At 57.4% G+C, this 20,150-nt stretch carries 20 protein-coding genes and 1 pseudogene; 11 read left to right on the forward strand and 10 right to left on the reverse strand.

The annotated features are described in order from the left end of the window. Nucleotides 1-173 precede the first annotated feature (173 nt). The gene (locus AB4O35_RS19845) at nt 174-962 is read left to right on the forward strand and encodes an SDR family NAD(P)-dependent oxidoreductase (RefSeq protein ID WP_065945990.1); all 789 of its coding nucleotides are present in this window, start codon (nt 174-176) and stop codon (nt 960-962) included. A 29-nt stretch (nt 963-991) separates the two neighbouring features. Beyond that, nucleotides 992-1,993: an NADP-dependent oxidoreductase gene (locus tag AB4O35_RS19850; RefSeq protein ID WP_065945989.1), complete on the forward strand. Its 1,002-nt coding sequence runs from the start codon at nt 992-994 to the stop codon at nt 1,991-1,993. Between the two features lie 9 nt (nt 1,994-2,002). Here the strand turns inward: AB4O35_RS19850 and AB4O35_RS19855 are convergent, their stop codons facing one another. Continuing rightward, complete coding sequence (locus AB4O35_RS19855) at nt 2,003-2,935, reverse strand: LysR family transcriptional regulator (protein ID WP_065891013.1); 933 nt, start codon at nt 2,933-2,935, stop codon at nt 2,003-2,005. Nucleotides 2,936-3,052: 117 nt separating this feature from the next. On the opposite strand from AB4O35_RS19855, the gene AB4O35_RS19860 reads away from it, so the two are divergent. Next, a complete protein-coding gene (locus AB4O35_RS19860) occupies nt 3,053-3,448 on the forward strand; it encodes a RidA family protein (RefSeq protein ID WP_065873178.1) in 396 nt (131 codons plus the stop codon). Nucleotides 3,449-3,466: 18 nt separating this feature from the next. On the opposite strand, the pseudogene AB4O35_RS19865 reads toward AB4O35_RS19860, so the two are convergent. Next, nucleotides 3,467-3,925, reverse strand: a pseudogene (locus AB4O35_RS19865) (transketolase C-terminal domain-containing protein); the annotation flags it as partial. A 147-nt stretch (nt 3,926-4,072) separates the two neighbouring features. After that, nucleotides 4,073-4,654 (reverse strand): helix-turn-helix domain-containing protein, encoded by a 582-nt coding sequence (locus tag AB4O35_RS19870; protein ID WP_065880471.1) that lies wholly within the window; start codon nt 4,652-4,654, stop codon nt 4,073-4,075. Between the two features lie 153 nt (nt 4,655-4,807). Here AB4O35_RS19870 and AB4O35_RS19875 point away from each other — a divergent pair, with 153 nt between their 5' ends. After that, nucleotides 4,808-5,701 (forward strand): DMT family transporter, encoded by an 894-nt coding sequence (locus AB4O35_RS19875; RefSeq protein ID WP_460149206.1) that lies wholly within the window; start codon nt 4,808-4,810, stop codon nt 5,699-5,701. A 488-nt stretch (nt 5,702-6,189) separates the two neighbouring features. On the opposite strand, the gene AB4O35_RS19880 is transcribed toward AB4O35_RS19875, so the two are convergent. The 3 genes from AB4O35_RS19880 to AB4O35_RS19890 form a co-directional block, all read right to left on the reverse strand. Then, on the reverse strand, nt 6,190-6,843 hold the full coding sequence (locus tag AB4O35_RS19880) for a hypothetical protein (protein WP_127927330.1): 654 nt from the start codon (nt 6,841-6,843) through the stop codon (nt 6,190-6,192). A gap of 136 nt (nt 6,844-6,979) precedes the next feature. Beyond that, the gene (locus AB4O35_RS19885) at nt 6,980-7,327 is read right to left on the reverse strand and encodes a chorismate mutase (RefSeq protein ID WP_065873174.1); all 348 of its coding nucleotides are present in this window, start codon (nt 7,325-7,327) and stop codon (nt 6,980-6,982) included. A gap of 88 nt (nt 7,328-7,415) precedes the next feature. After that, nucleotides 7,416-9,278, reverse strand: a complete 1,863-nt coding sequence (locus AB4O35_RS19890) for an NAD(P)-binding domain-containing protein (RefSeq protein WP_256530503.1) — start codon at nt 9,276-9,278, stop codon at nt 7,416-7,418. A gap of 119 nt (nt 9,279-9,397) precedes the next feature. Here AB4O35_RS19890 and AB4O35_RS19895 point away from each other — a divergent pair, with 119 nt between their 5' ends. Next, complete coding sequence (locus tag AB4O35_RS19895; RefSeq protein WP_065873173.1) at nt 9,398-10,258, forward strand: LysR family transcriptional regulator; 861 nt, start codon at nt 9,398-9,400, stop codon at nt 10,256-10,258. Nucleotide 10,259: 1 nt separating this feature from the next. Here AB4O35_RS19895 and AB4O35_RS19900 read toward each other — a convergent pair whose 3' ends face one another. Continuing rightward, on the reverse strand, nt 10,260-11,717 hold the full coding sequence (locus tag AB4O35_RS19900; protein ID WP_065873172.1) for an MFS transporter: 1,458 nt from the start codon (nt 11,715-11,717) through the stop codon (nt 10,260-10,262). 222 nt (nt 11,718-11,939) lie between these two features. On the opposite strand from AB4O35_RS19900, the gene AB4O35_RS19905 reads away from it, so the two are divergent. Together AB4O35_RS19905 and AB4O35_RS19910 are read left to right on the forward strand one after the other, a co-directional pair. Next, on the forward strand, nt 11,940-12,698 hold the full coding sequence (locus tag AB4O35_RS19905) for an SDR family oxidoreductase (RefSeq protein ID WP_056860326.1): 759 nt from the start codon (nt 11,940-11,942) through the stop codon (nt 12,696-12,698). A gap of 79 nt (nt 12,699-12,777) precedes the next feature. After that, complete coding sequence (locus AB4O35_RS19910; RefSeq protein WP_083207141.1) at nt 12,778-13,284, forward strand: nuclear transport factor 2 family protein; 507 nt, start codon at nt 12,778-12,780, stop codon at nt 13,282-13,284. A 60-nt stretch (nt 13,285-13,344) separates the two neighbouring features. On the opposite strand, the gene AB4O35_RS19915 is transcribed toward AB4O35_RS19910, so the two are convergent. Both AB4O35_RS19915 and AB4O35_RS19920 read right to left on the reverse strand, forming a co-directional pair. Beyond that, nucleotides 13,345-14,739 carry a heavy metal sensor histidine kinase gene (locus AB4O35_RS19915; RefSeq protein ID WP_065873171.1) on the reverse strand — a complete coding sequence of 465 codons (1,395 nt, stop codon included), beginning with the start codon at nt 14,737-14,739 and terminating at the stop codon, nt 13,345-13,347. Further along, nucleotides 14,712-15,407, reverse strand: coding sequence for a heavy metal response regulator transcription factor (locus AB4O35_RS19920; RefSeq protein WP_056859943.1), 696 nt, complete (start codon nt 15,405-15,407; stop codon nt 14,712-14,714). Before AB4O35_RS19920 ends, AB4O35_RS19915 begins: the two co-directional genes overlap by 28 nt. A 215-nt stretch (nt 15,408-15,622) precedes the next feature. Between AB4O35_RS19920 and AB4O35_RS19925 the strand changes: the two genes are divergently transcribed. From AB4O35_RS19925 to AB4O35_RS19940, 4 genes are all read left to right on the forward strand, one after another. Further along, nucleotides 15,623-16,234: a hypothetical protein gene (locus AB4O35_RS19925; protein WP_056859944.1), complete on the forward strand. Its 612-nt coding sequence runs from the start codon at nt 15,623-15,625 to the stop codon at nt 16,232-16,234. A gap of 71 nt (nt 16,235-16,305) precedes the next feature. Beyond that, on the forward strand, nt 16,306-16,929 hold the full coding sequence (locus AB4O35_RS19930) for a cytochrome b/b6 domain-containing protein (protein ID WP_065873170.1): 624 nt from the start codon (nt 16,306-16,308) through the stop codon (nt 16,927-16,929). Beyond that, the gene (locus AB4O35_RS19935) at nt 16,922-17,692 is read left to right on the forward strand and encodes a molybdopterin-dependent oxidoreductase (RefSeq protein WP_056859946.1); all 771 of its coding nucleotides are present in this window, start codon (nt 16,922-16,924) and stop codon (nt 17,690-17,692) included. Before AB4O35_RS19930 ends, AB4O35_RS19935 begins: the two co-directional genes overlap by 8 nt. A gap of 951 nt (nt 17,693-18,643) precedes the next feature. Further along, complete coding sequence (locus tag AB4O35_RS19940; protein WP_056860328.1) at nt 18,644-19,036, forward strand: RidA family protein; 393 nt, start codon at nt 18,644-18,646, stop codon at nt 19,034-19,036. Nucleotides 19,037-19,190: 154 nt separating this feature from the next. On the opposite strand, the gene AB4O35_RS19945 is transcribed toward AB4O35_RS19940, so the two are convergent. Further along, complete coding sequence (locus AB4O35_RS19945; RefSeq protein WP_065945987.1) at nt 19,191-20,132, reverse strand: AraC family transcriptional regulator; 942 nt, start codon at nt 20,130-20,132, stop codon at nt 19,191-19,193. Nucleotides 20,133-20,150: the final 18 nt, after the last annotated feature.

Below are 20,150 nucleotides of genomic sequence, written 5' to 3' on the forward strand. Positions count from 1 at the left end.
TGTTCAAGTGTGAGTGCTTCATCATACATTGATGTTGATCGACATCAAACCGTTGACATTTTAGATTATGGCCGTAATCATAAGTGCGTTCCAACAGCAGAATCCTTGAATCTGCGGCTGAAGCTCACACCGTTTCAGCCCGTGCCAAAAACCCTTATGAAGGAATTCATCGCATGACAACGCCTGCTACTGTGCTGATCACTGGCGCCTCCTCCGGGATTGGCGCCACCTATGCCGAACGCTTTGCTCGTCGTGGCCACGACCTGGTGCTTGTTGCACGTGACAAGGCACGCCTTGAGACCCTGGCCGAACGTCTACGTAAAGACACCGGCGTGGCGGTCGACGTGCTGCAAGCCGACCTGACCCGTAGCGCTGATCTCACCGCCGTCGAAACCCGCCTGCGCGTCGACTCCCGTATCGGCATTCTGATCAACAATGCCGGCCTGGCTCAGTCCGGCAGTATGGTCCAGCAAAGCACCGAGGCGATCGAAGGGCTTATCGCACTGAACATCACCGCGGTGACACGCCTTGCAGCAGCAGTCGCGCCACGCTTCGCGCAGGCCGGTACAGGCTCGATCGTCAATCTTGGATCAGTGGTGGGGTTCGCACCCGAGTTCGGCATGACGATTTATGGCGCCACCAAGGCTTACGTGCTGTTCCTGTCCCAAGGCCTGAACGTGGAGTTGTCGCCCAAAGGCGTGTATGTGCAGGCCGTGCTGCCAGCGGCAACCCGCACCGAAATCTGGGAGCGCGCCGGGATCGACCTCAACACGCTTTCCGACGTCATGGATGTTGAAGAGCTGGTAGACGCTGCATTGGTCGGCTTTGACCGTCGCGAGCTCGTCACTGTTCCGCCACTGCACGCGGCGGGTCGTTGGGATGCGCTGGATCAGGCGCGCCAAGGGTTGTTGAGCGACATTCGCCAAGCCCATGCCGCCGAGCGTTATCAAGCGCAAGCCTGATATCCATCCCTCTACGGAATCACAGCACCATGAAAGCGCTCACCTTCAAACGCTATGGCAAATCTCCAGGCATCGAATTTGCCCAAGTGCCTCGTCCAGTGTTGAAACCCAACGAAATGCTGGTCGACGTGCATGCCGCAGCCGTTAACCCGGTCGACAACATGATCACCGCAGGGGTGTTCAAGCCGGTCTTGAAGTTCCAATTGCCGGCCGTCATGGGCAGCGACCTGGCCGGCGTGGTGGCCGAGGTGGGGAGCAATGTGACCCGCTTCAAGGTTGGCGATGCCGTGTTTGCCAATGTGTTCGACCTGGGCACCGGCTCAATCGCTGAATATGTGGCGGTGCCCGAGGCTGTCGCTGCGCCAAAGCCTGCCAACCTGGACTTTGTGCAAGCCGCTTCGATTCCGATGGTCGGGCTCACCTCGTGGCAAGCCCTGAAAGAGCGCGCCGATCTGCAACCCGGCCAGAAAGTCTTCATTCCTGCGGGTTCCGGCGGCATTGGGACGTTTGCGATCCAACTGGCCAAGTACCTCGGTGCCAAGGTGGCAACCAACACCAGTACCGCCAATGTCCAGATGGTCGGCATCCTGGGCGCCGATGAGGTGATCGATTACAAGCAGCAAGCGTTCGAGAACGTGCTGCACGGCTATGACCTGGTGCTCGGTACGATCAGAGGAGATGCCATCGAGAAGGCCGTCGAGATCCTCAAGCCTGGCGGCAAGATCATTTCCCTCGTCGGGCCGTTGGATAAAGCGTTTGCTCGCGCTCGTGGGTTGAATGTCTTCCTCGAGTTCGTCTTCGGGCTGATGAGTCGCAAGATCGTGCGGCTGGCGAGAAAAAACGGCGTGGCGTATTCCTTCCTGTTTGCGCGTCCTGAAGGCGCCCAACTGACTGAAATTGGCAAGCTGCTTGAGTCGGGCCAAATCCAGCCGGTGATCGACAAGGTGTTTGCGTTCGAGCAGGCCAAGGAAGCGCTCGACTATCTGGCACAAGGCCGTGCCAAAGGCAAAGTGGTGATCAAGATCAAATGAAACGGAACATCATCTGCCGGGCGAGGGCGGGGCAATCTGCGGTACATGCTCTGCCATCAACTCCATCACCCAGTCCATGAACACCCTTAACTTGCGGCTTACATGGCGGTTCGGCGTGTAGGCGATATGCAGCGGCATCGGCGCGATGGTCCAGTCTTCGAACAGCCGGACCAGTTCGCCATTCGCCACGGGTTGCATCGCCATGTAGTGCGGCAGCCATAGCACGCCCAGCCCGGCCTGGCCGGCGGCCAGGTAGGCATTGCCATCGTCGACTGTCAGCGCGTGCCGGCCGTGCACTACCACGGTTTCTTCTGTGCGTCGCAGCGTGTAGGGCAGCGCCTTGCCGGTACGCGCCTGGCGATAACCGACGACACGGTGCGTACCTTCCTGCAATTCTCGCGGGTGAGCGGGCGTGCCATGCAGTGCCAGGTAACCGGGCGCCGCGTACACGCCCAGCGGCAAGTCCGCGATGTGCCGTGCCACTAGCGATATATCGGTGATTTCTCCACCGCGAATCACGCAATCAACGCTGTCATCGATCAGGCTGATATTCCGGTCGCTTACGCCCAGGTCCAGCTGGATATCCGGGTAGTGCTCATGAAACGCCGGCAAGGCCGGGATCAGGATCAAACGGGCCAGTGGGCTGGGCACGTCGACCCGCAGGCGTCCGCGCGGCGCGGCTGCGGCCCCGGACAGCGCGGTGTCGGCATCATCCAGGGCGGCCAGCAGTAATTGCACCCGCTCGTAGTAGGCGAGGCCATCAGCGGTGACTTTTACCGTGCGTGTGGTGCGGTTGAGCAGCTTCACGCGCAAGCGCGCTTCCAATTGTTGGATCAACTGGGTGACGGTGGTTTTACTCATGTGCAAGGTGCGGGCGGCGCGGGTGAAGCTGCCTGTCTCTACCACTCGCGCAAAGGCTTGCATGGCGTCGAAACGGTCCATGGACGCTCCAGATTGTTTGGGAATCGCAAACAGTGATGGCCAGCATTGCTGGTTTATCCGCCCTGGGCAAGCGCCCTACAGTGTTGATGTCGCTGACCAACCACTGGAGTTTTGCTGATGAACACTCGAGACGCAGTATTTCCCGCCGCACGCCAGGACCTTTACGAGCGCAATCGTTACTCGGCTGCGGTGCGCAGTAATGGCCTGCTGTTTGTTTCAGGACAAGTCGGCAGCCGTGAAGACGGATCGCCCGAACCGGAGCTCAAGGCTCAGGTTCACCGTGCCTTCAACAATCTCAATGCCGTATTGGCTGCTGCCGGTTGCACCTTTGATGATGTGCAGGACGTGACCGTCTTCATGGTCGATCCGCAAAAAATCTTCGAAGACGTATGGGAAGTGGTACCGCATTACTGGGGGCAAGCGCCTTTTCCAACGATCACGGCGGTCGGCGTGACCTGGCTGTATGGTTTTGATTTCGAGATCAAGGTCGTTGCGCGGTTGCCGCAGGCCTGAAGCTGCGGCCGATAGCCCTTATAGCCAGTCCTTGATCTGCGCGCACACCGCCTGGATAGAAATACCGTAGCGATCGTGCAACGTCGGGAGTGCGCCGGCATCGAGAAACGCATCCGGCAGAGCGATTTGCCGGAAGGTCGGCGTCACCCCGTTGCGCAACAGCACGGTCGCCACGGCTTCGCCCAAGCCGCCGATAATGGAGTGGTTTTCCGCCGTCACGACCAGGCGCCCCGACTTTCTGGCCTCGGCCAGAATAGTCTGCTCATCCAGGGGCTTGATGGTCGGTACGTGCAACACCGCGACATCCACGCCTTCCGCCTGGAGTTCCTTGGCCGCTTCCAGTGCGCGCATGGTCATCAGCCCGGTGGAAATGATCAGGACATCGTTGCCCGTGCGCAGGGTCTTGGCTTTGCCAATCTCGAATTTATAGCCGTATTCGTCGAGCACCAACGGTACGTTGCCACGCAGCAAGCGCATCGCACTCGAGCTTTCGCAGGGTCAGGCGTTTCCTGGAGTGGATGGAGGGAGAACTCGGGCACAGTTTCGTGTTTTAGCCCGCAGGTTTATCCGCCGACAGCGCACCGGTTAGGCCGCGCTCGGAGGCCGCTGAAGCCTTTCGCACCCTCAGGGATGTTCTATCACCATCACCGCAGTGGTGTCCGCCTCGAGTGCTTCGAACACGTGAGGCACATTCGCCAGGTAGCTGATGTAGTCGCCAGCATTCAGCAACACAGGTCCCGTCGCCGGGCCGACATGGGCACTGCCGCTGCACAGCACCACGTGCTCTACGGTGCCCTGTGGGTGGGGCTGGGACCGCCGAACTTCGCCGGGTTGCACGTTGAGCCGGTAGATATCGCGCTGCACGCCCGCCGGGCAATCGGCGAGCAGTGTCGCTGCATAATGGGCAGTCTCGGCATAGGCCGTCATGCCCTCATTGGCGCGAATTATCCTGAGGGCCTGCTGGGGTTGTTCGAAGAACCGGGTGACTTGCAAGCCCATTGCAATCGCCAGTGACCACAAGGTTTCGATGCTGGGATTACCGATGCCTGACTCCAGCTGAGACAACGTCGACTTTGCCACTCCGGCGCGCTTCGCCAGCTCGGTCAAGGAAAGCCCGGCGGCCAAGCGCTCGCGTTTGATTGAAAGGGCCAGTAACTCAATTCGGCTGGCGTTATTCCTCAACGTTTCGTTCGTTTTGCTGTTCATTCGTTCTGCATATCATCCTGGAATGGGTTGACGCTTACCCGTGCACTGTTCAGTATAACGGCCATTAATTCATTATAAAGTTCTATTTTTGAGCCAGGCCCGCGAATGGCGGGTCAGGGTACGGCAATGCCAACAGCAGGGAAGCAGTGAGTGATGAAGTCGAAAACCCGTGGGACGCTGGAAATGATTTCGGCCATGGTGATCTCCGGCACGGTGGGCTGGTTCGTCATCATGTCGGGACAGAGTCCTGAGGCGGTGGTGTTCTGGCGGTGCCTGTTTGGCGCAATGGCGATGCTGATCGCGTGCCTGATGCTCGGTGTACTGCGCCGCTGCCGCATCAACGCTCGGCAGTTCTTGCTGGTATGCCTGGGCGGTGTGGCGCTGATTCTGAACTGGGTGCTGCTATTCAGTGCCTACAAACATTCCACTATCGCCATTGCGACGGTGGTCTACCACGTTCAGCCGTTCATGCTGGTTGGTCTGGGTGTGCTGTTCTTCGCGGAACGCCTCAACCTCGCCAAGGTCGGCTGGCTGCTGCTGGCCTTCGCCGGTCTGATGCTGATCGTGTCCGCCAAAGGCAATGGACAGGCCGCAGGCGCCGACTACCTGCTGGGCGTTTGCCTGGCCTTGGCTTCAGCCTTTTTCTACGCTGTCGCGGCGGCGATCACCAAGCGCCTCAAGGACTTGCCCGCGCACCTGATCGTGCTGATCCAGATGGTGGTAGGCGTGCTGGCCCTGGCACCGTTCGTCGACTTCACCAGAGTCGCTATGATCGAGGGTGCCTGGGCTTACCTGATCATTATCGGCGTGGTCCATACCGGTCTGATGTCGACCCTTTTGTACAGCGCCATCCAGAAAATCCCCACGACGCTGGTCGGCGCACTGTCATTCATCTATCCGATCGTGGCCATCCTGGTTGACTGGGTTGCCTTCGCGCATCCGCTTGGAGGCCTGCAGGTGATCGGGGCGGGCGCCATTCTGCTGGCGGCTGCGGGCATGAACTTCGGTTGGTCGCTGGGCTGCGCGCCGCGCCAGGAAATGACGTAGAGCCTGTCGCGATGTCGCCGTCGCCTATGACATCACCGCTGCCGGCAGCGGCTTCATGTAGGCTGCGTTCGTTGACCCGATGCGCAGGCACCTGCTTGATGACGCTGAGCAGTTCTTGTTTGTTTTGAGGGACTGCCATGAGTCACCCGCACCTTTTAAAGAACCAATTATGAAAGGTCTTTATATAATCTAGTGGAGTTCTGTTACAGGCTGTCCGGATCACCAAAAAACATTTTGACTAGGCTCTAGGAAGGCGTTTTCAGGTCGATAATGCTGTTATTTGCCGCCCCTTTTGCCCCCAATCGCATTGAGTGTGCGAGTGATCTTGAATGGTGACCTGCGACTGACTCCAGTATGGCAGTACCTGGTATTCGGTGCGCCTTCGCGTTCTTTTGGCACGCAAGCTAAAGCGGCGCTCCCGAGCAACGCAATCAGCGTGAGCGAGGATCTTTATTTGATCCGAAACACACTGGTTTTATGCTTGCCTCTCATTCAGCCCTGATTGTTTCGTGAAATATTTCTGCATAAAGCCGAGCGACGGTCGGTGTGAGGTTGTGTACTGAAGGAATCAGAAAATTTGAGTTGGGGGCGAGTCGTTTTGCGTAGATGACTTCGTAAACCCTGCGAACGATTCCTGGCTCTGTTTCCTCTTGGTCGAAGCCAGGCATTATTCCTACGGCTTTGTAACCCGCATGCTCCAATGCTTGTTGCATATACGGAGCGCTGGTTGTCGCCATACCATAGATCAAGCCCGCTCCCATGAACCTTCCCATTTTTTCTCCGAGGTCTTGGGCAGCTACGGCCAGTTTGGTTTGTCTATGATGTTTGGCTACCGCGCCCACTCGCCCGAAGATGACATCAGCGCCGTCAATTTTTTCCCACGTTGCTATCGCGACGATTTCATGATTTCGGCGGACCACTATAGCGAACATCGCCCGCTCCAGATCGTCTTCGAGCACCACGTTGTCTTCATAAAATTGCTGGTTCAGAAAAGGGCTCCCTAACCCCACCGTAATGGAGGGAAACCACGTCTGGAAAAAAATTATCGCTACATCGATCTCCTCGCGTTTCAGGTAATCCCATGTGTAGCCAGAGGGTAAAACAGTGAAACTGCGAATCTGATCGATCATTGGCCATTTCATGCGGTTCTGCTCGTCTTGATAGTCTAATTGCCTTTCAGGAATCGGTCGGAGAAAGGGGCTTATTCAGTCGCTTCTCTATCGAGTTGTCTGCGATCTATCAGCAATTCCCGGGCGTCTAGTGAGGGGAGGCGGCGGGTTAGACGGCGGTGTTTTCAGGTTTGAGGACAGCGCCCTCGCAGAGTCCTGGGTTATGCCTGGTCGCAAATTGTCTGTGGCGGTCGACCACTTCACCGATGACAAACTGCATCAGCTTCTGGACGAAGGCCGTATCGAGGTTGGCCTCCTGGGCGAGGGCTGTCAGACGTTCGTATTGATGCTGCTCTCTCTTCTTGTCCACCGCTGGCAATTGATGTCGGGCTTTAAGCAAGCCGACCTCATCAGTACAGCGGAACCGTTCAGCAAGCATGTGGATGAGCGCGGCGTCGATATTGTCGATGGTTTGTCTGAATGCCGAGAGTTGACGCGTGATGTCGGAATTGTCCATGGATAACCTCGTGGCAGTTGTTCTAAGGGGCTTGTCTGTACCCTTCCTTGGTCCTTCCATGATTGGACGGAGAACCTGAGCAGGCGCTTTACGCGGGATCGGGCATGTTCAACGATTCCTCCAGCCACTGCATGACTACCTTGAAAGCCGAGTCTGAATTGCGTTCATAGATCAATCCGTGGCCGTTGCCGTGAATACCCAGTGCCGGTAGATCCAGGTGGTGAATGTTGGCACCGGCATTTCGCAGGAAAGGGACAATGCTGGATGCGTAAGAAGCAAACGCTGATGTCTCACCTGTCATCAGCGCTACCGGAACGCCCTGCAATCCGGGAATTTTCAGGGTTGATGGTTCTGCTGTGCGGACTTGCTCCGCCGTCTCGCGAGGCGGATCAAAGGTCAAAGGGGCGGCGGTCAGTCCCCATTCGAGGCTGCCTATACCCGGCGTATGGCCAAATACCGGCCCCATAGGCTCCACTGCCACAATCCCTGCGATCAGGTCGGGTCGACGATCGGCGACCAACCAGCCACTGGGCCCGGAAGCGGAATGCGTAACGATGATGGCCTTACCGATTCTGTCGAGCAGTTCGGCCAGTCGGTCCGCGTCCAGGGTCTGCGAGGCCGCAAGGTCAGCCGGCATGGGGCCGTAAGCTGCAATGAAGGCGTCAAACGCTGCTTCGTCATCCGACTCAAACGGCCACTGCGTTTCTCCACCTCCCTCTGGAAAGTAAACTTCGCGGGCGCGTTCATAGGAGAACGCTGGCCCCATCGGTCCCATGATGTCGGGGTGATACGGCGATCGCCCGTGGCCGGGTCTGTCGACGCGAAAGACTACGAAGCCCGCTTCGAGGAACCGCTGCGCCCATCCCGGGCGACCATCGGGTGTATCCAGCCATTCGGTGCCCTGCAGCGTGCCGCCGTGCACCAGCACCACGGGATAGGCTTGAGTGATGTGCTCAGGGGATTCCCAGGCTACGTACATCGGACCCTTCTGGAAATTTTTACCGTTCTGGGTAACACGGGCGCCGGTCACCCAGAAGTTGCCACGCCGCGTACGTTTTATCGGTGCGCTTCGCCAGGGTTGCTGGGCATGAACGGCTGATTGGGTAAGTGTCTGTGTAGCGAAGACCGACCAGTCCTTGTGCCCGTCTCCCCGGGCTACTGCCGACGTCATTTTCGATCGCACTGCATCCGCAGCAGGCAGTTCCAGGTCCTTGAGACGGCCCGCATCAATAGCCAGATTTATATCCTTGAGGCCAAGAGACAGTTTGAAACCCGGTTCAAAGCTGTTGTTGGCGATGTTCTGCCCATACCGTTGATAACTGGGGCAGGCGAACAGGGTCTGGGTCATGAGGTTGACGAAAATCGAAGGGGTCAGTCCGTGGCGTTGAACGAGTCCGCTTGCTTCGCCCAGCGACTGGATGGCTTGAGTGATCATCATGTTGCCGGCGATTTTCGCGATACACGCGTGTTCAGGCTGATCGCCCAGATACCAGGTTTTTTTCCCGAGCAGGTCAAACAGCGGTTGAACCGTCGAGACAGCTAGCTGCGATCCGGCCGCCAGGATGTTCAACTCGCCGCTCGCGGCCACGGCGGGCACGCCGAAAACCGGTGCCGCGACCAATGCCATGCCGATTGCATCATGCATGCCCTGCAACTCGACCATGAGTGAAGGCGACAAAGTCGACATCACGACATGCACGCAGGCCTTGTCTGCATTTTCCAGAGCAGCGCTGGACAGCAGCACTTCCCTGACGGCGGCATCATCGGCCAGCAGGCTGATGACGACCTCTTGCTGAAAGGCCGAGGACGGGGATTCGAGAACGCTTACTCCTTCGAGATCCATAATCGCAGCGTGACTACGGTTCCATGCCGATACGTGATGGCCGGCCCGGATGAGCAACGGAATGATCGCTCTGGTCATGCTTCCCACACCGATAAAGCCAATCTTCATTTGCAGTCCCTCGGTTGGTGTTTCGACGAAGGTGTATGCAGAGAAGTATGTCGAGCCTGGGATTGCTACGGCACTGCCATTACTGCACTCTCACTGTTCATTTTTGTACGGGGTAGAGTATGGACTGGAGTGATGTGCGGATCTTTCTCGCGATTGCCCGCAGTGGGTCATTGGGCGCTGCCGCCAAGCTGTTGGGTGTTAGCCATCCGACCGTGGGGCGGCGCTTGCAGGTGCTTGAGCAGTCCAGTGGCCAGCCCATTTTCCTGCGTACCACCCAAGGTTTGGTACTGACCGACAGCGGAGAGAAGCTGCTCAGCCTAGCGCAGGAAATGGAGCAGAGTGCGTTGGCCATCGAAAGGCGCCTGGCGGGCGACAGCGCCCAGCCAGAAGGTGTGTTGCGCATTTCTTGCGCTGACTGGTTTGCCTGTTATGTGCTGGCCCCCGTCCTCAGTGAACTGGGGCGACGTTACCCTCTGATTGTGCCTGAGGTTATCGCCGGGCATCGATTGTTTGACCTGGCTCGTCGCGACGCCGATATCGCGTTTCGAATCGTCCCTTTCACCGAACCCGATATTGTTCACCGCAAGCTGATCTCCCTGAGCTATGGGTTATACACGGCCGTCGGATCTGCTGATCCCGAGCCACAGGGCGAGGGGGTTGGTTTGATTACCATGAGTGTTGCCCAGTCTCATTATCCCGATGTGCAGTGGCTGCAGCAGCGTTACCCTCTGGCGCGTACCGTGTTCACCAGTAGCAGCCGCACAGTCCAGGCGCAAATGTGCACGCAGGGGCAGGGCGTTGCCGTATTGCCCCGCGCCTTGGGTGACCAATTAACGGCGCTGCGGTTGATTGATCCGCACGAGCCGCCACCGGGTCGCGACATATGGATGGGCTACCACCAGGACATGCGCCAGATGGACAGCCTTCGTGCTCTTGCCGATCTTGCTTCCATCATGATCGGCAATCAGGCATGCGGTTGACTCACTCTGCTGGGTGCATGGCCGCCGTTTGCGGATCAGTAGCAGGTTGGCGCGTCAGGGTAAGGCTCAATCCCGCGCCTACCGCCAGGCATGCTGCGATGCAGAGTATGGAGACGGTGAAAGCGTGGGTGATGGCAGCCGCGTCCGTATCCGTGCCTAGAAGGGTGTAGAAAATGCCGCCTATTATTGCCACGCTCAGTGACGTGCTGATTTGCAGGGTGGAGCTGGTAATGCCTGCAATCATGCCGGAGTATGCGGGTGCCACACGTCCTGTGATCATGCGCATCAATGTCGGAAGGGCTAATCCTTGTCCGAAACCGATCAGAAACAGAATGACGGCAAGGGGCAGCGCAGCGGGGCTGGCGGACATCGGCGTGTGCGCCACGAGCCAGGCCAAGAGCACAAATCCCAACACTTCAAGCCCCATTCCGACGGGATTGACGTATGCCCCCAGAAAACGCCTGAACTGAGGGGTGGAAAGCGGTCCCAGCAAAAATCCCGCGCCGAAAGGAAGGAAGACGAGGCCTGCATTGAGTGGGCTCGTGTGCAGCGCTCCCTGTAGATAAATGGAAAGCAGCAGGAAAAACACGCCGATCGCGTAAAAGGTGAGGGCGACGAGCAGTGCCCGGGCAAGACCGGGCGCGCGCAGTGCGGCAGGATTCAGCAACGGAGCACCTTGCGCTTGATGCAGGCGGGCTTCGTAGCGCCAGAACAGCCAGGCCAGCAGCGGCACCGCTGCAAGCGACAGCCAGGCCCACAAAGGCCAACCCGATTCACGCCCCTCGATCAGAGGAATGATCAGAGCCGCAAGCGTCACCATCGACAATAGCGTTCCGCCCAGATCCAGCTTGCTTGTCTGTGGTGCGTGGGTTTCCTTGACCACTGGAATGGCGACAAGGATGACCAGTAACGAAATCGGTAAATTCACCAGAAATATCGCCCGCCAGCCCAGGTTCATCAGGTTGAGCGATATCAATATTCCGCCAAGTGCCTGGCCGACTACCGAAGCCAGACCAAAGACCGCGCCATACAGGCTCAGTGCCAAGGGCTTTTCGGAGTCGGGGAATATCGCCTGCACTGATGCGAGTGCCTGAGGTGCCATGATGGCTGCCGTCACGCCTTGCAGCGAACGTCCGGCGATCAACACCCAGGGTGACTCGGCTACACCGCAGATCAGTGAGGCAACGGCAAAGCCAACCAGACCAACGAAGAACATTCTCATGCGGCCATAGATGTCACCCAGCCGTCCACCGGTAATCAGTGTCACGGCATAAAGCGCCGCATACGAGGAGATGATCAACTGTTCGGCGGAGGAGGCCGTGCCTAGCGATTGCTGAATTGAAGGCAGCGCTACGTTGACGATGAAAAAATCCAGCGGCGGTAAAAATGCACCGACCAACAAGATGGTGAACATCAACCAACGCCGCGGTTCCGGGGGGGCGACTTTTGTCTTAGGCATAAGGTCTCCTTCCTGGAACCCTTCGGTTCCAGAATATTCTCGATTGCAGGTCATGCTCTGAATCAGCTGACTCCAATCTAAACGATCAAACCTTCCCTTACGCCTCACATAAATGAACGGCCAATGTTCATTTATGGCAGTGCCGCTCAGCCCCTGACTCCTCTCAAAATGGCCGCACTGTGGTTCCAGTCGAGCCACATAATCGAGACTGAGGAGTCAGATATGTCAGGCAAATTCGCTAATCAGGTTGCAGTCGTCACCGGGGCATCCACAGGGATCGGGTTTGCAATTGCGCAAGGTTTGATTGCCGAGGGAGCCAAGCGTGTTTACATCACGGGTCGTTCTGCAGCCACGCTAGAGGCGGCGGTGGCGAAGCTAGGCGACAGAGTCGTAGCGGTCATTTCCGATGTCGCCAGCCAGGCTGATCTCGATAAACTCAAAGCTACAATTGAGGCGCGCGACGATCAGCTGGACTCAGTGTTTGCCAACGCGGGTATTTGCGAAAAGAACCCGCTGGGCGAGACCACCGAGGCGGCTTATTTCAACATGTTCGACATTAACGTGAAGGGGGTTTTTTTTACCGTTCAAACGTTGATGCCATTGTTGAAAAACGGTGCGTCGATCGTGTTGACGGCCTCTATCTGTTCCAGCAATGGGATGGAAGGACTGAGCCTCTACAACGCATCCAAGGCCGCAGTACGGTCCTTCGCCAGGACTTGGGCCAACGAACTCAAAGGTCGCAAGATTCGAGCGAATGTCCTGAGCCCTGGCTTCACCCGCACGCCTCTGATGGATAACGGCTTGAAGATGAGCGAGAGCGACATTGCCGCGCTGCGCCAACACGTCGAGCAGATCACTCCGCTGGGGTATATGGCCCAACCTGAAGAAATCGCCTCGTCGGCGCTGTTCCTTGCATCTGCCGATGCGAAATATGTCAACGGTGTGGAGCTGATGGTCGACGGCGGCCTGTCGCAGATCTGAACACGTGCTCAACCGTAGCGCAGCCCTCGCGGAGGGCTGCCTTCGTCGCTTATGCGAAGCCTCAGCAGGAAACCCCATCATGAACATGGAACAACTGACCGCCCGACTGGACGCCCTGGAAAGTCGCGCCGCCATCGAGTCGCTGATAAACGCCTACGCCAATGCCTTCGACCGCATCGACGCCTCGCTCCTGAGCGGTATCTGGCACGAAGAATCAGCACTGGATCTACCGGGTTTTGGCCAAGCCGGAAACCGTGACGAAATCCTCGCGATGGCGCAAAACAGCTGGCGCCAGATGCCACATATGCATCACTGGATGGCCAACCCGCTGATCGATATTAAGGGTGACAGCGCGGTGGGTACGGTGGCTGCGGATTGCCTGTTTCACGACATTGAAAAAGGCCCGGTGCAAGTCAGCGGGCTGTACCACGACAGGTTTGAACGTCGGGACGGAAGATGGGCGTTCTTGTCACGTCGTTTTGAACTGCACTTTCTTACACCTTTGAAGGACTGGGTACCCGTTGCTGGCGAAGAAAAGTATGCGCCGGTCGAGCACCAGAGCCTGGGCAAGCCCTCAGACAGTTGACCTGCGCGCATGAGTTTCAGTTGGGGGCAGCGAACGACAAGCACTGTCCGCCGACGTCGTTCAAGCTCCAGGGAATGACAGCGAAAAACAGATAACCCCGGGCTTTGGCTGTTCGACACGCACGTGACCTTCATGCAGTTGCATGATTGCCACGACGATGGCGAGGCCAAGGCCGTAGGAGTCAGAGTTCTGGTGGCGAGACGCATCGCCGCGGTAAAAGCGGTCGAAGAGTTTGCCCACGGTTTCGTCACTCAGCACAGGCCCTTGGTTCTCCACTTCAATGCGGGCTCCGCCGGGGGTTTCCATCACCCGGATCTGAATCTCGGTGCCCTCGTAGGCATAGCGAACGGCGTTTGCCACCAGGTTGCTCAAGGCTCTGCGCAGCAGCAAAGGGTCAGCGAGCACGTTTCCATCGCCTGTTATCTGTACGGTCATTCGCCGCTCTTCAGCCAAGCCTTCAAAATAGTCGGCAATGCGCTGCGATTCGTCATGCAGCGATAGTTGCTGGCGCTCCACCAGTGCGTGCGCTTCATCGGCGCGCGCAAGGAACAGAATGCTTTCGACGATGCGCGAGATCCGTTCGAGCTCTTCAAGGTTCGAAGCGATCAGTGCCTGATAGTCATCCTCGCTGCGGCGCTGGCGAAGGGCGACCTGGCAATGCCCCATCAGCGACCCCACCGGCGTGCGGATTTCATGGGCAAGGTCAGCGGAAAATTGCGTCAATCGTTGATAACCCCGGGCAAGACGATCGAGCATCGCGTTATAGGCGTCACTCAGCTGTTGCAGTTCAACCGGCGTATCGGAGCTGTCCATACGGCTGTGCAGACGCTCGGGTGTTATCGCTGCCGCATGCGCGGCCATCTTGCGTAACGGACGCAGCCCTCGACGCAGTACCAGGTAACCCAGCAACGCGGTGGCCAGAAACGCAAGGGCAACGGCCAGGTAGATACGTTCGCGATACGCCGCGAGCATAGCCATTTCCTTGCCCATGAGGTGCGCGGCGGTCAGGCGCACTTCACGTCCCCCCGACGTCGTGACGACGGAGGCGGCGCGCAGCATTGTTCCCGAGTCGGTCACGCCGCTACGCAGGTCACTGACGCTCAGCTTTGTATCCTGGCCGATCACGGGCAGTTCAGGCAACGTGACGTTCAGTGGATTTACCTGGATTACCGGTTGCTGTCCGGGCTCTTCAATGATGAAGATGTCGTCTTCGCTGTCGAGCATGTTCTTGAAAATCTGCGGGCTGTCGCGCAGCTTTTCGATGGCGAGTTCGTAGTGCAGCAGCTTGCGAAAATGTTCCAGGCGGCCCATGACCGCATGATCGCTGTACACCAATACCGAGGCTTTCATCGTCTGATACAGATAAACGCCTGCACCGGCCACGGCCAGCATCGCTACCATGGAAAACGCCACGGTCGATCGCAGGGTCAGAGAGGGTTGGCGTCGGGACCGCATGGCCTCACCTCGCAGACATAGCCGATACCGCGAATGGTATGGATCAGCTTGATAGGGTAGGGCTGATCGACCTTGCTGCGCAGGCGCTTGACCGCTACGTCCACCACGTTGGTATCGCTGTCAAAATTCATGTCCCAGACTTCCGAAGCGATCTGTGTCCTGGACAGCACATCGCCTGCCCGGCGCAGAAACAGATGCAGCAGGGCGAACTCCTTGTTGGTCAGCACGATCACCTGCTGCTGGCGTGTAACGCGGCGCCGGACCAGATCCAGCTCGAGGTCGGCGAGGTGGAAATGGTCGGCTTCGCGCACGACACCGCGACGCAAGATGGTGCGGATGCGTAACAGCAGTTCAGTAAACGAAAAAGGTTTGACCAAGTAGTCATCGGCGCCCAGTTCCAGGCCGCGAATGCGGTCCTGCAACTGGTCGCGCGCGGTCAGGAACAGCACGGGGACGTCTTGTCTGGCGCGCAAAAGCTCGATGATCTGAAACCCGTCAATCCCGGGCAACATCACGTCCAGCACGATCAGATCGTAGGTCGTATGCAAGGCCATGTGCAGGCCGTCGGCGCCGTGCTGGGTCCAGTCGACGTTGTAACCGGACTCGCCGAGCCCCTTTTTGAGGTACTCACCTGTTTTGGTGTCATCTTCGATCAGCAGGATATGCATCGTGAGGCGCGCTCGGGTCTCTTCATGACAGGATTCAGCCCGCGACATCGGTATCTCGGCTGTGCAGTGTAACGGGATGAGCGGGCGCAGTCGGTTACATTTCTGTCATTCATGGGCAGGGCTGACGAATGACAAAAATGTCATTCGGCGGTCATCGTGACGTCCCGGTCTGCGGTCGAGGATGGCGGCACATCACCCCATGAGGAATCGTCACCATGCAACTAAAAAACGCCTTGTCTACCACATTCGGTTTGTTGATGCTCAGTGCTGCCGTCATTGCTACCGCGGCTGACATGCCGGTGATCAAACCGCTGCGTGGCACGGTGGAAAGCGTCAGCAACAATACGCTGACATTCACTGTCCGCTCCGGCGCCCAGCAGACTATCGGACTGACTGACAAGACCGGTATCAACCGGGTATCGAAGGCCAATATCGAATCGATCAAATCCGACAGCTTCATTGGCTCGGCGGCCATCCCGCAGGCCAACGGAACATTGAAGGCGCTGGAGGTGACGGTTTTTGACGCCAGCCTGAAGGGCAGCGGCGAAGGTCATTATGGCTGGCAGAACGCGGATGGCAGCACAGGCACCATGACCAACGGTACCGTGGGGAAACTGTCCAAAGCTGACGGCCGCACATTGACCGTCAACTACAAGGGTGGCGAGAAACAAATCGTCGTACCGGACGATGTGCCAATTGCCTACGTCGAGCCAGGCAAAGCCGATGAACTGGTCAAAGGTACGAAAATTGTCGTGTTCCCCGCCGCAGATGGAACCACCGCGCGCGGCATTGCAGTTGGCAAGGATGGCTTCCAGCCACCGATGTAATCACCTGAAAAGGCAGGGGCGCTGCCGCTTGGCAACGCTCCGCTACATGGCTGGTTTCGAGGGGGAAACACGTGAGACAGAAAAAGCTTCATCCCTGGCCGGTTCGCCTCACCCACTGGCTCAACGCCGCCTGCATGGTCTGCATGTTCATGAGCGGTTGGGCCATTTACAACGCCTCGCCACTGTTCGGCTTCAGGTTTCCAGTGTCGGTAACCGTGGGCGGGTGGTTGGGTGGGGCGCTGGCCTGGCACTTTGCATTCATGTGGCTGCTGCTGATCAACGGCGCAATCTATGCGCTGTATGGCGTCGTCAGTCGCCATTTCAAACGTGAGTTGCTGCCCATTGGGCTTGTCGCATTGAAGCGTGATTTTACGGACGCTTTGCGCTTCCGGCTCGTGCATGAAAAGGGTGTCTATAACGCTGTGCAGCGCCTGATGTACTGGATGGTGCTGGCAGCAGGCGCACTCGTCGTCATTTCGGGTGTGGCGATCTGGAAACCCATTCAACTTCAAGAGCTGGTCGCGCTACTGGGCGGCTATGACGTCGCTCGCTACGTACATTTTGCGGCGATGGCGGTAATTGCTGCATTCGTCGTGATTCATCTTGGGTTGGTAATGCTGGTACCCAAAACCCTGCTGCCAATGATTTCAGGTGGGGTGCGGTCGCTTGATATCAGGAGAAATGGCCATGACTGAATCCAGAAAAGGAACTGTTCAGCGCGTCAGGCTTGAACCTGCGCAACAGCTTGAGTTGGAGAATATCCAGCGCCGGCATTTCCTTCGTGCCGGCTTGACCGTGGGTGCGATGTCGATGCTGACCGGCTGCAACCTGCAGGACGGCGATCAGGTTGACAAGGTCCTTTGGGCCATGTCGCGCTGGAACGATAGGGTCCAGGCATGGCTGTTCAGCGGACAGAAACTGGCGCCGACCTTCACCCGCGCGCAGATCACTACGCCATTTCCGTTCAACGCATTCTATGGCCAGGACGATATCCCTGAAGTGGACCTCGCCAGTTACTCGCTCGCCGTCTCCGGTCGGGTCAGGGACAAGGCTCCATGGACACTCGAAAGCTTGCGCAAACTGCCGCAACGTAGCGATATCACCCGTTTGATCTGTGTTGAAGGTTGGAGCGCCATAGGACAATGGGGAGGTGTACCGCTCAAAACCTTTCTGGAACACATCGGTGCCGATACCACAGCGAAATTCGTCGGTTTCAAATGTGCTGATCGCTATTACTCCAGTCTGGACATGCCGACGGCCTTGCACCCACAGACACTGCTGGCGCTGGATTACGCTGATGTCGCGTTGCCGCCCGAGTACGGCTATCCGCTGCGGGTTCGAGTACCCACCAAATTGGGCTTCAAAAACCCCAAGCATGTTGTCGAGATTTTCGTGAGCAACGACAACCCGGGCGGGTATTGGGAAGACCAGGGATACAACTGGTTCAGCGGGATCTGATAGCGCAAAAACTGAACAGCCACGCCAGGAATGCTGGCGAGACTCATGACACCAGACCTGATATGAGGCGTCCCCATGACCTATATATCTGCGGTACCGCCAGCTTCATCAGTGTTACCGACTTCAGAAAACAAGAAGCGGGCAACGACCCATAGTGCAGATTTCCAATCCCAATTGCAGGCTCAGTCCAGATCACCTGTGCAGGAGCCGGATACAACCCGCGCTCATCTGTTATCGGAATCGACCACAAACCTGTCATGCCGGCCGGAGATGCGAGCGCTGCTTCAATTGTTGCCATGGCGAAGGAACGCCGACGGTTCTTTCAGCAGACCGGGCCGATCAGTGCCAGGTACGCGAGCCAGTGGCTTGGATATTGCGGACTTCAACTTCCCTGATCGAAACATTCTGGATAGCAGTGAGATTATCAAACACACCTGCGGAAATGAGGAGGGTAGACGGCCCTACTCAAAGTCCTTTGATGAGCGAATCGTGTGTACTTTCAATGGCGAGGAAAGCGAATTCTCTTCTGATGTGATCTGCAAAGAGGGATTGAATGCGTTCGCTACCGCAGTGGCTCTTTCCCCGATAACCCTCACCTGGTTACCGATTGAGATTGTTAGAGCACCGCTACGGTCGCCTGGCGTACGGATTTTTCGCCGTCGCAAGTCCTCTTCAGTCGAGAGCCACCTTCTCGACAAGTCAATTTCAGAGTAAGGGCGTTAAACGGGCGGATCTCGATAGCTCTTTCGCCGCGGGGCTAGTATTTCTATCGAGAAAGCAGCTACGCCAATGCGCGTCTTTATTTATTAGTGGTCTGTCGTTCGCTTACTGGCCGGGGTTTCTAGAGTGGCGAATGCGGTTTTATGAGGCTGAGTCCCAGTGACCCGATTGGACGCCGTTCTGGCACGTGAGTTAGCTTTCGTATCCGTTTATATTTTGGGCTCCACAACCATGACTGATCGTCAGATCATTGTTCCAGATGGCATGAGATTGCTCTGCGAGCATGCTGGTTATGCACCAGCTGTAAAGGTAGGAAAGACTCTTTACTGCGCTGGTCAGGTAGGCCGGACGCCGGAATTATCAGTTATCGAAGACCCAGAGCAGCAGTTTTTGGCAGCTTGGGACAATCTCCGGCTCGTCTTGGAAGCCGGCGGGTGCGAATTTGAAGATGTCGTCGAAATGACAACTTATCACGTCGATATGCACCGCCACATGCCAATTTTTAGACGAGTGAAGGATAAAGTCTTTCCTCGGAGTACTTGTGCATGGACATGCATAGGTGTCGGTGAACTGGCTCGCCCCGGCCTTCTCGTGGAGATCAAATGTATCGCCGTAGAACGATAACTTTTCTGATAGGCACCTGAATATACAAATCCTGGATGGGTGTTTATCTATGCGGCAGCAGATGTGACACTTCACTCGCCCGTTGTGTCGGCAGGCACGCCATCCGCACGTTCCCACGCCTACTGGCGACGGGCAAGACAGGATTGTTTGAAGCTCAGTGTGATGACACGAAGGGCGACGGGGTTGTCGGTGCCGGCAACGCATAAGCCTGCTTCATCCGCGCCACCTCCGCTATTGGCGTGCGTCCGAAGAGGCGCTTGAAATCGCGGCTAAATTGCGAAGCACTTTCATAACCCACCAGAAATGCCGACTTGGCCGCTGTCAGGTCGTTACGCAGCATCAGTAATCGCGCTTGATGCAACCGCGTCGACTTGAGGTACTGCATAGGCGAGGAATCGGTCACCTTGCGAAAATGCAGATGAAAGTTAGGCACGCTCATCTGCGCTTCCCGGGCGAGGATTTCTACATCCAGATGCTCGTGGTAACAGCGGTGGATTTTGTGAATGGCGCGCGTCACCTTGCCGAACTGACCCTGCTGGGCGATAGCCGCGCGTAGGGTACCGCCTTGTTCGCCAGTGAGGATGCGGTAGTAGAGTTCGCGCAACATTGCTGGTCCGAGGATTTGCGCGTCGGCGCAGTCGCCCATGACTTCCAGAAAACGCAGGGTCGACTGGCGCAGCGGTTCGTCCATGGGCGAGGCGTACATACCCATAGGCTGAGCCACGCGGATGTTCCATACCTCATCTACCTGCTGAATCAGCTCGCCGGCCAGATTGAAATCCAGACGTATGTACACCGCCAGCATTGGCTCCGCCTCGCTAGCGTCGGTCTCCATTGTAAAAGGCACTGGTACTGACACCACCAGATAATGCTGGGCGTCATAGATGTAAACTTCATCACCCAGATAGCCGCGTTTCTGCCCCTGACAGAGGATGACAATGCCCGGTTCATATAAAACCGGCGTGCGCGTCAGCGGCCGGTTGGAACGCAGAAAACGCACATCATCCAGCGGACTCAGGTTGTAACCCTCCAGCGGTGCAAGCTGGTCCATCAACTGCACCATACGCGCAGTGCTCAGGTTCTTGGGTTTCGGCATCGATTGCCCGTTCTCCAC

The organism is Pseudomonas sp. H1_A03, from assembly GCF_054685145.1.